The organism is Geotalea daltonii FRC-32, assembly GCF_000022265.1.
GTDB lineage: Bacteria > Desulfobacterota > Desulfuromonadia > Geobacterales > Geobacteraceae > Geotalea > Geotalea daltonii.
In genome coordinates, this window is record NC_011979.1 from 54,751 (window position 1) to 68,663 (window position 13,913).

Genomic DNA, 13,913 nt, shown 5'->3' on the forward strand with positions numbered 1-13,913 from the left:
AACGGCATCCTGTTCAGAAAGGGACGATCCGGTGGCGGCCAAAAACTCAGTGAGCATTCTCTATATGGAAGATGATGCGGGTCTGGCTCGGCTTTTACAGCGAAACCTGCAGCGGCTCGGCTATGTGGTGGACGTTGTCGACAATGGCGAGAAGGGTCTGGCGATGCTTGAAGGTGGAGGATACGACCTGGTGCTCCTGGATTACCATATGCCGGTCTGCGGGGGGATGGAGGTCTTAAGGGCCATGACCGCCAGAGGACTGCCGCCGGTGATAATGGTAACCGGCAATGGCAACGAAAAGATTGCGGTGGAGGCGTTGAAGCTGGGGGCCAACGATTACGTGGTTAAAGATGTGGAAATGGGTTACCTGGAGCTGTTGCCCATGATCATTGAGCAGGTGCTGGAGAAGGAGCAGCTGGTCCGGGAGCGTGAACAGATGCTCCATGCCGTCAGGGAGAGCGAAGAGCGATACCGGAAGCTGGTGGAGCTTTCTCCGGACGGCATCGCCATTCATCAGCATGGGAAACTGGTCTTCATCAACCCCAATGGGCTGGAAATACTGGGGGCAAGGGAAGAACAAGAGCTTCTCGGAAAGGACTTGGCTGGAATTATCCAGCCGGCCTTCCGCGACCGGCATCTTCCTGGGCTGGGACTGCTGGTGGAGGAGCAGGAGGACTTCCCTGTAATTGAAGAGAAATTTCTGCGTCTCGACCAGACCGAGGTGGATGTGGAGGTGACAACGCTTCCTTTCACTTTCAATAACGAGCCGGCCTTTCAACTGATATTCCGCGATATCAGCGAACGGAAACAGGCCTATGACCGCCTCCAGTACATGGCCAATTTCGACCCTCTCACTTCTCTTCCCAACCGGATCCTCTTCTTTGACCGCCTTGGCCAGACTGTCTCCCATGCCAGGCGATACAACCAGATGTTTGCCCTCCTTTATGTGGATCTGGATCGTTTCAAACCCGTTAATGATAACCTGGGACACGACGTGGGGGATATGCTGCTCCGGGAAGTGGCCGGCAGAATGACCGGTTGCATACGTGATGCGGATACGGTGGCGCGCATGGGTGGGGATGAGTTTTGCATAATCCTGTCGAAAATCGCCGGGAAGGGTGATGCAGAAACAGTGGCAGGAAAAATCATCGCCGCCCTCGATGTTGATTTCTGTTTGCGTGGGCACCAATGTTCGATAGGGGCCAGTATTGGTATCAGTATCTTCCCTGCGGACAGCGATGATCCGCAGTTGCTGCTGAAGATGGCGGACATGGCCATGTACAATGCCAAGGAAAACGGGCGCAACAGGTTCTGCCTTTTTGCCGATCAATCCCTGATGGTGGACCAATGAAGATTCGCGGCAAGCTGCTTACGGGATATTTTCTGGTCGCCCTGTTCACCGCTGTGGTTGGCTGGTTCGGCATGCGCATCGTAAACACGGTCAGTGAAGAGTTCAAGCGCCAGGCCGAGGATGAAATCCCCCTCGGTCGCTCCCTGCAGGAGCTGAAATATGCCGGCTTGCGGATTGTTTCCTCCACGGTTGAGTATGGGTTTCTCTGGCAGCAAGGGGACAGAGAACTATTCCAGGGTGAACTGGCAGAGGAGAAGAAATTTATTGCTGAGGGAATCAGCTCTTACTACAAGGCGCTGGGCCGCTACGAAAAGGATCTGCTGAGACATCACCGCGGTGTACGGGACCAAGGACACGACAGGATAAATGAGAGCGGGGAAGCGTTGATAAAAACAGCCGCGGCCATCGTCAGCGCTCTGGAAAAGAGCCGTCCTGCCAGAGAATTGGTCGAACTGAAGGAGAAGAACGAAAGGGCAGAACGGCAGTTTCTGCAGGCGGTAGAGCAGGAATCCCAGGAAAACGCCAGGGATTTTGCCGAAATCAAACAGTTTACTTACCGGACAATGCAGGGGGCACTGCAAAATATCGTCATGGTTACCGGCGCCACTTTCGCCCTTGCCATTCTGTCCGGCATGGTCATCTCAGCTTCCTTTTCCCGGCGACTTCGAACCCTGCAAAACGCCGTCCGGAAAATGGGAGAGGGAGATTTGAAAGCGGCCATCCACATCGGCCCGGAGGATGAAATCGGGGCGCTGGCCAAATCGTTCCAGGGCATGGCGCAAGCCCTCCATCGCTCCACTCAGGAGATTATCGCCGGCAAGGACTATTTCAGCGAAGTCATCCACTCCATGATGGACGCCCTCATCGTCGTCTCGCCCGATGGGGCGATACAGCAAGTCAATGGTGCAGCCTGTGCCATGCTCGGTTATGACGACGAGCCGGTTGGCAGACCTTTAAAAGAAGTATTGCCCTATTGTTCCCTGGAAGAACTGGTCAACCTGGGCTACCTGAGCGATGAGGAAAGGACCTTGGTCGCCAGGGACGGCAGAAAAATTCCCGTGGCCCTTTCCATCTCCATTATCTGGAATCCTGATAACAGCATGCGAAGCCTGGTTTGCGTGGCCCATGATATCACCGGCCGCAAGCAGTGGGAGGCAATGCAGAGACGCTACAACCGGGAGCTAAAGGACAGCAACGATGAACTGAGGGGGTTCGTCTACACCATTTCCCATGATCTGAGGACGCCGTTGGTGAACATCCGGGGCTTTGCAGGTGAGTTGGCCGACAATCTCAAGGAACTGTCCGCGGTGCTTGAGGAAGCCATGCCCCATGTGGGAGAAGCAGCCAGGGGACGAATGGTGGAAATAGTCAGAAGTGAAGTGCCGGAGGCCCTGCATTTCATCACAGATTCTGTGCGGAAGATGGACGGGATGCTTTCCTCCGTCCTCAGGCTGTCCCATCTGGGGCAGCGCAAGATGACGGTTGAGCCGGTGAATGTGAGCGAGCTGGTGAAGGGTATAGGGGCACGGCTAGGGAAAACCATTGATGGGGCAGAGGCTGAGGTGATAATTGGCGATCTGCCGGATTTGGAAACGGATAGAGCTGCGCTGGAGGAGATAATGGGCGGACTTCTGGATAATGCAGTCAAGTACCGCGCCCATGGACGCAGGGCCAAGGTCGAGGTAAGTGCCGAGAATTCGGACGAGGGCTGGCTGTTCCATGTCCGCGACAATGGGGTCGGCATCAGCGAAGAGGATATTGGCAAGATATTCGATCCGTTTCGCCGTGCCGGCAAACAGGAGTCTACGGGAGAGGGGATGGGGCTGGCATATGTACGGGCACTGGTAAAACAATGCCATGGCCGCATATGGTGTTCCTCTGAAGTGGGCACAGGAAGTACTTTTTCTTTCACCATAGGGGAAGAATGGCTAACTACAGCGCAGGGAGGCAGAGCATGAAAAGAGATCTTATTTTCAAAAGGGCCATGGTCTGCTTGATCGTGGCGGGGTTTCTGACAGCCACAGCGGCATCGGCAGAAACAGTGATAAAAGTCGGGGGCTCGGGGGGGCCTCTGGGCTCGGCGAAGCTCTTGGCCAAAGCATACATGAAGATCCATAAGGGAGTGTCCATCAAGGTACTGCCGAGCCTTGGCAGTTCGGGAGGGATAAAGGCGGTGATCGGGGGGGCAGTTGACATTGCCCTCAGTGGCCGGCCGCTGAAAGCAGAAGAAAAATCCAGGGGCGCCGTGGAGACGAAATATGCCAGATCGCCGTATGTTTTCATAACCCATCGGCAAGTCAACAAAGAGTCAACAACCATCAGAGAGGTGGAACAGTTATACGGCGGCAAGATCAGGGAATGGCCGGACGGCAAGCAGGTTCGCCTGGTAATGAGGCCGGAAAGCGATTCCGATACCAAGCTGCTGCGCAGCCTCTCTCCTGGTATGGATCAGGCCGTTTTGTCAGCGATCCGCCAGCCGGAAATGAATTTTGCCGTCACCGATCAGGATAGCATCGACATGGTGATGAAGATTCCCGGCAGTTTTGGCGGAGCCACACTGACACAGGTTTTGACAGAAAAATTGCCGGTAAAGGTGTTAGCCCTTGATGGCGTGCAGCCCAAGGCCAAGACGATGAAGGAAGCCTATCCGGTCTGGAAGGAGTTTTACATAGTAACCCTGGGCAACTCATCGGAAGCGGCCAAGGAATTTGCCGCTTTTTTCTCTTCGCCGGCCGGCAGGAAAATTCTTGCAGCAAACGGCAATCAACCGCTCTAAAAACCAATTTGACTGGTACCGACCATGAGTTCTGAACACAACAAATTGATAAGAATTACCAGCTGCATTGCCGGAACGGTTGCAATTGCCATAACGGTTGCTTTGCCCCTCATCTACTTCCTGGTTTCCTATAAATATACGATGGGAGGTCTGGAAACAGAGGCTGAAATAAACGCCCGCAATATAGCCTCCATCATCAGAAGTAATCCCGATTTATGGAAATATGAAACGCCCAGGCTTTATGAACTCCTGGCAAGAAGACCACGGGCAGGGCACGCCGAGACAAGGCGGATATTCGACAAGGGTGGAGAGCTGGTGGCGGAAAGCACCGACAGGCTGAATCCCCCGGTGGTCAGCAGCACCTATCCCCTGAAAGATTCAGGGGTGGAGGTAGGAAAAATAGAAATCAGCCGTTCACTTGCTCCCCTTTTGCTGCGCGTCGGTCTGGTGGCGCTGATAGGTATATTCTTGGGGACCGCTGTTTTCATTTCGCTGTTGATGATGCCAAAAAAGGCGCTCAATGAGTTGAAACGGGCTGAAGAGAGGCTGCAGCACTTTGCCCAGAACCTTCAGGAGGTCAATGAGGAGCTTAAGAACTTTGCCTATATCATTTCCCACGACCTCCGGGCGCCTTTGGTAAATGTCAAAGGCTTTACCGGCGAGTTGCAGGCCTGCATGCAGGAGCTGGATTCCATCACGAGAAGAAGGGAATGCGATTTAGACGGCAATGACGGCAAAAGACTCACCGAGATTCTTGAAACCGATGTCCCTGAGGCGATCGGGTTCATCACCTCATCGGTGAGCCGTATGGATACACTGATCGGCCTGGTTCTGAAGCTGTCCCGCCTTGGGCACCGCGAGTTGAAACCGGAGCCGGTCGATCTCAACGAGCTGGTGGACGGTATCCTGAAAACGCTGACCCATCAGCTGGAGCAGAAAAATGCCCAGGTGAGCGTCGGAATGCTGCCAGAGGTAGTCCAGGACAGAGTTGCCCTGGAGCAGATTATAGGTAATCTGCTGGATAACGCCGTCAAGTACCTTGACCCGGAGCGACCGGGCAGGCTTGAGATCTCGGCGGAAAAGACGCATGAGGGATACATCTTCAACTTTCGCGACAATGGCAGGGGAATTTCCCTTGATGACCAGAACAAGGTGTTCGACATTTTTCGCCGGGCAGGCAAACAGGATGTCCAGGGGGATGGGATGGGACTTGCCTACGTAAAGGCTCTGGTGCGGCGACTCGACGGCCAGATCTGGTGTGCTTCGGAATTCGGTGAAGGGAGCACCTTCAGTTTTAGCCTGCCATTGACAGAAGACGGCATGGGAAGAGTATAAACCACGGGAGAAGAACAATGGTCGACGAAATGGGTGCAGTTGACGGCAAAGCCGATGGCGCTCGTATTTTATATATGGAAGATGATGCCGGGCTGGCCCGGCTGCTCCAAAGGACCCTGCAGCGGCTTGGGCACGTGATAGACCTGGCGGAGAATGGCGAGCTGGGGCTGGCCATGTCGGAAAAGGTGGAATACGATGTAATCCTGGTCGACTACAACATGCCTCTGTGCGGCGGTATAGATGTGCTGCGCATCCTGACCGCGCGGGAAAAACATCCACCAGTGATCATGGTAACGGGCAGCGGCAATGAAAAGGTAGCTGTGGAAGCACTGAAGCTGGGCGCCACGGACTATATCGTCAAAGATGTGGAGATGGGCTATCTGGAGCTGCTTCCACTGGTTATTGATCAGGTATTGCAGAAACAACAGCTTGTTGCCGAGCGGCAGCAAATGCTCACCGCCATCCACGAGAGCGAATGGCGATACAGAAAGCTGGTTGAACTGTCTCCCGACGGGATCGTGATCTGCTCCGCCGGGAAATTCGTCTTCATCAATCCCGCAGGTGTGAGCCTTTTGGGTGCGCCGGAGGCGAAGGACCTGCTGGGAATGGCCATGCTCGACTTCGTCCATCCCGACTTCAAGGAAATATTCAAGGCACAGCTGAGGCAGATGGAAGATTCGGGATATAACGTCCCCTGGATTGAGGAACGGTTTATCCGTTTTGACATGGCCGACATAGATGTTGAGGTCTCAGGCGTTCCCTTTACCTTCAACGGCGAACCAGCCGTGCAAATCATCTTTCGCGACATCACCGAACGCACCCTGGCCAAGCGCCGCCTGGAACAGTTGGCCCATTACGATATGCTCACTTCATTGCCCAACCGGACGCTGTTTTTCGACCGCTTCAATACCAATCTGGAACAGGGCAAAAGGTACGGCATTGCTTTTGCCCTGCTGTTTCTTGATCTGGATCGATTCAAGCAGATCAATGACCAGGACGGGCATGATGTGGGAGACCTGCTGCTGCAGAAAGTTGCGGAGAGGCTGAAAGGATGTCTGCGTAAATCCGATACGGTAGCACGTATGGGGGGAGACGAATTCGCCGTAGTTCTCTCCCGGATCAGCGAGAGAAAGGATGCCGCAACTGTAGCGAAAAAGATTATCGGCGAGCTCTCCGTGCCCTTTCAACTTAAGGGGAAGGAGGGTTCGATCGGCGTCAGTATCGGCATAAGTATCTTCCCTGATGACGGCACCGATTTGGAAAGCCTGCTGAAACACGCCGACACGGCCATGTATCGTGCCAAGCAGGGTGGCAGCCGGTTCGAATTTTACCAGGCAGGAGAGGGTAATTTAACTTGACTTTTATTTTTCATGCATGGTAGCTTTTCAGACGTTTTCTCCAACACTTCCCCGGTGCCACGGGCCGTTTTATCAGAAAGAGCGATAACAGAAATGGCGATAGAGAGGGATGATGCCTTCTGGATGGGCAAAGCCATCGCCCAGGCTGAAAAGGCCGCCGCCCGCGGCGAGGTACCCATTGGTGCCGTTATCGTCAGAGATGGTAAAATAATTGCCAGAGGACACAACCTACGGGAGGGGATGCAGGACCCCTCGGCCCATGCCGAACTGATAGCCATCCGGCGGGGGGCAAAAAAAAACGGCAATTGGCGCCTGCTCGGCACAACGCTTTATGTCACCCTGGAACCCTGCCTGATGTGCATGGGGGCGATCTTGCTGGCGCGGGTGGAAAAGGTGGTTTTCGGCTGCCACGACCCGAAAGGGGGGGCGGCTGGTTCCCTTTACAACCTGTCCGACGACAGCCGGCTCAACCACCGGGTAACGCTGGTTTCAGGGATCAGGGAAGCGGAATGCGCGGCGCTACTCAGCGATTTTTTCGCCGCCTTGCGCCGGGAAAAGAAGCAGAATAAAAGAGAATAGCAATCAAACGGAGAGGTGTCCGAGTGGTCGATGGTGCCTGACTCGAAATCAGGTGTACGGCAACGTACCTAGGGTTCGAATCCCTACCTCTCCGCCAGTTTTTCTGCTTTTGGCAGGCTTCCTGAAAACCCCCGACTTTCACCAGACTTTCACCAACGAAATTCTCGGTAAAAAGGAAGGGGTTTTGTTTTGATTTCAATGTTGTCTTCTCCGAAGTATTCGAGGATGTTCCAGTAGTCCCTCCTGCTGCCTTGCGCCTGTCCCGCCAATAGAATATCTCTCCCACGATAATCTAATTATCCTCCAGCTTTCGTACTCCATACTAAAAACGTCACTCGCGGTTGGCACTATTTATGCGGTTGTTGAGTTCCTATGATATGGCCTGATGTTTCCAACAGAGCATGGAGTAAGATTTTATAAAGGCATGCCAATTTTTTATAATTTCTGCTAATGCGTGTTTTAACCGAATTCAAATTAAATAGTAGAGGTCAGGTCACCATGGGGAAAACTATTGTACGAAAAATCAGGGGGGTTAGCCTTAGAGCTAAGATAGCCTTGATAGCAGGATTTACCATGCTGCTGAGCACCTTTATGTACCAAGGGTGGTATCGACCAGTGGTTGCCAGCGCTACAGAGATGGTCTCCAATGGGGTATTCAATGGCAGCGCCGGCTGGACATTCAGTACTGCCACTTACGACAGCACCACCACAAGGACAGCCAGCAGTGGTTCTGCAAAGCTATCCATCTCCGGCCGCAATACCGCGACTATCGGCACAGTGACGCAGGCTGTTTCCATTCCTGCCGGATCGACCATTGATGCGGTTTCTCTTTACGCGCAACTCACCACGAGCCACGAAACCACTGGTGACAACATCTCGGTCGACCTTCGCTATTCCGATGCAACGACCGTCAACATCCTCAGTTCCGGCGAACTTACCAACAGTTCATGGACTGTGAGCAACGGCACAGGGGTTACTCTGGCCATGGATGTAAACCAGGTGATCATCACCATGAACACCAAATCAGGCAACAATTCTGCCTCCACGGCATCGCTGTGGGTGGACGAGGTTACTGTTTCCTACACTGCAGGCCTTCCCTGTTCGCTAAATATCCCGACCTTGGCCGTATCCCCTTCATCGTCTCTGGTTGCTGCCGGGGCCAATATGCTCTATACAGCAACTGTCACAAACAATGACAGTGGTGCAGGTTGCAGTAATGTTACCTTTAACTTGGGGCTGATCAACACCAACACGTCCGATTTTACCTTAACGGCAATTTCTCCTGCGTCACTTTTGCTTCCAGCAGGTGCGCAGGGAACTGCCGAATTTACCGTAACCGCCCAGGCTACCGCTGCAGACGGGGCGGTTAATACATCCACCGTCAGCGTCAGCGCCTTCGGCCATACTGCCCCACCCAACGCCACAGTGCAAACAACAGTAAACAGCGGCGGATCGCCGCTGCTGCACACAAGCGCCAATTTGGATCCAACAAACGCAAAGGGCTACGGTACGTGGGGGGCATCCTATGCCTGCAGCACCTGCCACAATAGAAATTCCACCAACGTCAAGCGGGTTCTGGAAACGATAGTTACTCCACTTGGCAGCAGGCCTGTGCTTTTCTCGCGCATGACAGCATCGATTGCCAATACCCAGGGGACTTTTGGTGATGATCTCAGGACCACCTATGCCAATGCTTCCCGCAACGTCTGCGAAGTATGTCACCACAAGACCCTGTATCACCAGTACAGTTCGACAAAGATTGCCAACCGGAGCACCGATCCCCATTATAACCGCCAGGATTGTGCTGCTTCCTGTCATCCACACAGTGCAGGCTTTAAAGGGTCCGGTTGCGACGGCTGCCACGGCAATCCACCTACCAGTACGGCAACACTGGTAACCAGCCCCGAGGCGACACTGGCCCTGGGCGCCCCCCCGACCAGCGGAGGTTCCCATTCAGCACACGTGACAGGTGAAGGAATGAAGTGCACCACTTGCCACAGCGGCAATACCATGCCGTCGGTGAGCAAAACCATCCAGATTGGCTTCGATATCAACAATAGCAACTGGCCCGGCTTTGCCGGACCAGTTGCCTTCGGCTCCTTTAGCGGACGTTCGCCCCTTGGCGGCACTCCTGCCTACAGCTTTGTTTCCAGCAAAACCGGCACCGTCGTCAATACCAGCGCCAGCTACCGTACCTCCTGCAATGTCTATTGCCACGGCCAGTGGACCGGCGCCAATGGCTCGATAAATCCATCGTGGATTGTTACCGACGGCAGCCAGTCGGCCTGCGGTACCTGTCACGCCGCTTCAGCGGCCAATGTTCCTGCAACCGGAAAGCATACTACCCACGCCAGCAGCAGTGCCGGCAACTATGGATTCTCCTGCACCAAGTGCCATCCGGGTGCAAGCAGCTTCAACCATGTCAACGGCAGCGTCCAGTGGCGGTTAAGCTCCTCCACCACCGGTCTCATCGGCTCTACCTCCAGTTATTCCCCGGCTGTTACCGGAGCCGATCCGGCAGGAATCAGCGGTAATACCAATAAATTAGCCCCCAGTGCCACCTACGGTACCTGCACCAACATCTACTGCCATTCCAATGCCCAGTCAAACACCGGTGCTGCTACACCTGTTGCCTATACATCACCAGGGTGGAACGATGCCTCCCTTGGCTGCGGTGGGTGCCACCTGGATATGGACACCAACGCCTCCGCCACCGGTGACCATGTGAAGCACGCCCAGACCTACGCCATTTCCTGTGTCACCTGCCATAACGGCTATACGGAAACCTCTGTTACGACCGCCACTCACGTAAACAAGGTGATCGAGATTTCTTTCAGCGGCAATGGCGCTGGCACCACTTATTCCCAGGCCAACCAGGCACCTGGCAACGGCTACGGCACCTGCAGTACCAGCTACTGCCACAGTACAGCCCAATCATCCACCGGTGGCGCGACTCCCACCTATCCGGGTACCGCACCAACCTGGGGCAGTTCGACAATGAATTGCGGCAGTTGCCATCTTAATATGGATAGCAATACATCCGCCCCCGGCGATCACGTCAAACACGCCCAAGGAACAGCCAACTTCACCTGTGCAACCTGTCATAACGGCTATACCGAAACATCAGTTACAACCTCTACCCATGTGAACAAGACCATAGAACTCTCCTTCAGTGGCACCTATGCCACCGGTACCGTTTATTCCCAGGGAAATGGCGCCGTCGGCAATGGCTTCGGCAACTGCACGGCAAGCAAATGCCACGGCCAGGGTGCACCGGTTTGGGGCGGTGGTTTGTACTCGGCAACCGTTCCTTGTGAAAACTGTCACGGCTCGGCCGCAACCAGTCCGTTCTACTCCACTGCGGCTACCGGTGCTGCGCCGACAAAGGTGACGGCTGAGAATGATAGCAAGGTTGGTGCCCATGTTCCTCATCTCACGGCACGAGCGGCATATACCGGCATCGTTGCTTGCGGGGATTGCCATACCGTTCCAGCTACGATTACTGCCGTAGGCCATATGAATGGTGTTTCAGCGCCGGTCTTTTCCGGCGATGCGGTACTGAACACAGCTAATCCGACCTATGCATCTTCAACCTGCACCGCCACCTACTGCCACGGCGGAAAGATGATCAACGGCTCAAGCAACGGGTCGGATACCAGCCCGACCTGGACCAATACTGCCTATCTTACCGGTACCCCGTCAAATACGGGTGATTGTGCCATGTGCCATGGCTGCCCCCCTACCGGTTATACGGGCAGTTCCCACAGCGGCACAGAAGCCTTGTCTGCATGTAACGGCTGCCATTCCCACGTCAATGCAGACGGCACATTTACTGCCGGCGCCAATCGTGCTCTACACATTAACGGTATAGTCGAGGCATCCGGCGGGGACTGTCTCGGTTGTCACGCCGGCCTCAAAAATAACACGGGCAACGCCGATATCGATAATAATGGTGTTCGCATAATCACAGCAGAATTTTCCAGAACTTCACACCATGTCACCGGTGTAACCTTGACCGTACGCCACTGTGCCATGTGCCACATGGAGGGGGATACCAGCGGCGTCAAGGGAACACTGCATGAAAATGGCCAGATTGACCTGCGTAATGTTGATACCAACACCGCTATTGTCTGGACCGGTTCTGAGCACGCCAATATGGATAATTTTTGTTTTGCCTGTCATGACAACAATGGGGTCAACAATACTACTGTTCAAAGCATTACGGGTGGAACGGCGACCAACCCCTTCAACGACACCCTGAGAAACAGTTACGACCAGGTCACACGCCCTGGGGTAATCGATGTCAAAACGCAATTCACTACCACCAACTACTCCCATCACGCCGTGTCCGGCCAAAAGTATACATCGTCGACACCACTTTTCTCGGCCAGTCCAAACCGGTTCGTATCCACCTTCACCCCACTCGGAGGTAGCGTTTCCATCCGCGATACCTCGACAATCCACTGCGGTGACTGCCACACCAGCGGTAAGTGGGCGACATCAGGCGGCATCGGCGCTCACGGTTCCACCAACGAATATATGCTGCAGACCGCTAGCGGCACGGACACAACCCATACATCGACCGATTATGTCTGTTTCAAATGCCATGTCGGATCTATCTACAACGATTTAGGTGGCAAAACCCTGGGCGGTACCGCTGCTCACATTACCGGCGGTAACGGGAGCGATTACACACACACTGCAGGGACAACCGGCCTGTCTGCCCGTACGAATGGCGATGGACACATCACCGGCATGACCTGCTCAGGCTGCCACAACTGCGGCCAAACCGGATGGGGGGGCATTCACGGCGGCAATGCCAGCTACACGGACGGTAACAATACTTCTCAGCAGACGAGGCGGTTCATGCCTGGTATGGGAAACTCCAAGTACATCCCTGGGGGCTGGACATCGGGAACCGGTGCAACCTGCTATACGCTGAACAACTCAAGCTGGAGCACGTGCAATCAGCATCCTTCCGGCGGAAAATCTGTCACCAGAACGCCACGAGCAATCACCTATTGACTCCTAGCGCATTGTTGCATGAAAGGGGCCAGGCAACCGGCTCCTTTCTTTTATTTTCCTGTTTACTACGAGCGGAGATGCAGGTAAACGAAAGGGTGATGCACACAACCCTAACAGGTTGTTGAAAAACTATTGCGGACCCGCGGGGCCTAAAGAGTCGCTCTGCTGCGTTGCCGCTCGCTCGGAGACTCAACGTACAGAGGGTACGCCTCGTCCCCTCGCTCGCTTGAGCCTTGCATAGCGACCTCCTCATGACGTTTTTCAACAACCCGCTAAATCACTTTTTAAATTTATGATGACACGCATCCGTTTACTGTTCCCTCTGGTCGTTACCTCGCCACTTGCTTTTGGTGTATTCCTCATCATTCCGCTGGTGGTGGTTCTCCAGCGCATCAGCGGGGGGAGTTCCATCTCCCCGATAATCCTGCTGATCAACAACCTGCTCTGTCTGGCCTGGCTCCTTGCACGTCTGTTCATTGATGTGAGACGATTCCGTTCCGGGAAACGATATGGTTCAGAAGCGCTGTTCCGAGGGCGGGCCGCAACCGTACCCTTTGGCCGGGAACAGCTACGCGAGCATCTCGTGCGAACAGGCTATATCCTCGATGAATCCGGGCGCTACGGAGAGCGGCCTGACCGGGGGTATTGGGGAAGGCTCCTCCTGCTGACAGGGCTGTCATTCACCCTTCTGGTAGGGACCTACGACAACGTTCGTCAATTCTCCGGCACCATTCTGCTTGGGGTCGGCGGGCCGCTCAAGCTCTTCGAAGCCTCCTCCTACGGGATTCTCACCAAGGGTGCACTCTCCTCGTTCGATGAACTGCCGGTCAAGCTTCAGATAACCCGTCAGATCCTTCCTGATGGCAAGTATCCTAAAGGCGCTACCGACATCGTCATATGCGACCCGGACGGAAAGGAACTGCAGCGGGCGACCATCAGGCCTGGCTCTCCCCTTAGCATCGGCGCCTTTGAGATCCACATGGCCCGTTTTTTGTTCGATGCCTGGCTGGTCGTCACCACCACATCGAACCACATCGTCTTCACCAATTTCGTCAAACTCCTTCCCCTGGACAAACCGAAAGAGGGATATACATTCCATGGTGAAATCGATGATGATCATTTCGAGAAGGTCAAGGGAGAGGTATGGCTCCGGCCACAGGACAAAGCCATGAAAGTGGCAGTGGACTACAAAGGATCTCGTATAGTGGATACCGAACTATTCCTCTGGGGAGAGAACAAAAAGGAATCGGCCGGCTATGTTGCCAAGCTCGAAGGACTGGGGCAATGGAGCGAGATCCATGTAACCCGCCGCCGCCACAAGAGTGCGCTGTTTGCCGGTGTGTGGACTGCCCTGCTAGGATTGTTGATACGTCTGAGCTGGAGGCCTCGACGGGTCTGGATTACAGAAACGCCCGACGGCATATCTTTGCGCACTACGGATGCGAAAGTACTTAAAGCCATCAACGACTCAACCGTTGACATATAAACA

8 protein-coding genes and 1 tRNA gene are annotated in these 13,913 nt (G+C 54.5%); all 9 read left to right on the forward strand.

Going from position 1 to position 13,913, the window contains the following annotated elements:
• Nucleotides 1-31: 31 nt before the first annotated feature.
• On the forward strand, nucleotides 32-1,351 hold the full coding sequence (locus GEOB_RS00235; RefSeq protein ID WP_012645153.1) for a diguanylate cyclase domain-containing protein: 1,320 nt from the start codon (nucleotides 32-34) through the stop codon (nucleotides 1,349-1,351).
• Nucleotides 1,348-3,309, forward strand: a complete 1,962-nt coding sequence (locus GEOB_RS00240; protein WP_012645154.1) for a sensor histidine kinase — start codon at nucleotides 1,348-1,350, stop codon at nucleotides 3,307-3,309. Before GEOB_RS00235 ends, GEOB_RS00240 begins: the two co-directional genes overlap by 4 nt.
• Nucleotides 3,306-4,127, forward strand: coding sequence for a substrate-binding domain-containing protein (locus GEOB_RS00245; protein WP_012645155.1), 822 nt, complete (start codon nucleotides 3,306-3,308; stop codon nucleotides 4,125-4,127). The genes GEOB_RS00240 and GEOB_RS00245 overlap by 4 nt, the downstream gene beginning before the upstream one ends.
• A 24-nt stretch (nucleotides 4,128-4,151) precedes the next feature.
• The gene (locus GEOB_RS00250) at nucleotides 4,152-5,462 is read left to right on the forward strand and encodes a sensor histidine kinase (RefSeq protein ID WP_012645156.1); all 1,311 of its coding nucleotides are present in this window, start codon (nucleotides 4,152-4,154) and stop codon (nucleotides 5,460-5,462) included.
• A gap of 17 nt (nucleotides 5,463-5,479) precedes the next feature.
• Nucleotides 5,480-6,820 carry a diguanylate cyclase domain-containing protein gene (locus tag GEOB_RS00255; protein WP_012645157.1) on the forward strand — a complete coding sequence of 447 codons (1,341 nt, stop codon included), beginning with the start codon at nucleotides 5,480-5,482 and terminating at the stop codon, nucleotides 6,818-6,820.
• A gap of 93 nt (nucleotides 6,821-6,913) precedes the next feature.
• Nucleotides 6,914-7,399 carry a tRNA adenosine(34) deaminase TadA gene (gene tadA, locus GEOB_RS00260; RefSeq protein WP_012645158.1) on the forward strand — a complete coding sequence of 162 codons (486 nt, stop codon included), beginning with the start codon at nucleotides 6,914-6,916 and terminating at the stop codon, nucleotides 7,397-7,399.
• Between the two features lie 9 nt (nucleotides 7,400-7,408).
• A tRNA-Ser gene (locus GEOB_RS00265) sits at nucleotides 7,409-7,496 on the forward strand.
• 476 nt (nucleotides 7,497-7,972) lie between these two features.
• Nucleotides 7,973-12,424, forward strand: a complete 4,452-nt coding sequence (locus tag GEOB_RS00270) for a CxxxxCH/CxxCH domain c-type cytochrome (protein ID WP_041267018.1) — start codon at nucleotides 7,973-7,975, stop codon at nucleotides 12,422-12,424.
• Between the two features lie 292 nt (nucleotides 12,425-12,716).
• The gene (locus GEOB_RS00275; RefSeq protein ID WP_012645160.1) at nucleotides 12,717-13,910 is read left to right on the forward strand and encodes a cytochrome c biogenesis protein ResB; all 1,194 of its coding nucleotides are present in this window, start codon (nucleotides 12,717-12,719) and stop codon (nucleotides 13,908-13,910) included.
• Nucleotides 13,911-13,913: the final 3 nt, after the last annotated feature.

Coding starts and splice junctions, on each gene's coding strand:
- GEOB_RS00240 (WP_012645154.1), top strand. CDS start 1,348: ATGAAGATTCGCGGCAAGCTGCTTACGGGATATTTTCTGGTCGCCCTG.
- GEOB_RS00245 (WP_012645155.1), top strand. CDS start 3,306: ATGAAAAGAGATCTTATTTTCAAAAGGGCCATGGTCTGCTTGATCGTG.
- GEOB_RS00250 (WP_012645156.1), top strand. CDS start 4,152: ATGAGTTCTGAACACAACAAATTGATAAGAATTACCAGCTGCATTGCC.
- GEOB_RS00255 (WP_012645157.1), top strand. CDS start 5,480: ATGGTCGACGAAATGGGTGCAGTTGACGGCAAAGCCGATGGCGCTCGT.
- tadA (WP_012645158.1), top strand. CDS start 6,914: ATGGCGATAGAGAGGGATGATGCCTTCTGGATGGGCAAAGCCATCGCC.
- GEOB_RS00270 (WP_041267018.1), top strand. CDS start 7,973: ATGCTGCTGAGCACCTTTATGTACCAAGGGTGGTATCGACCAGTGGTT.
- GEOB_RS00275 (WP_012645160.1), top strand. CDS start 12,717: ATGATGACACGCATCCGTTTACTGTTCCCTCTGGTCGTTACCTCGCCA.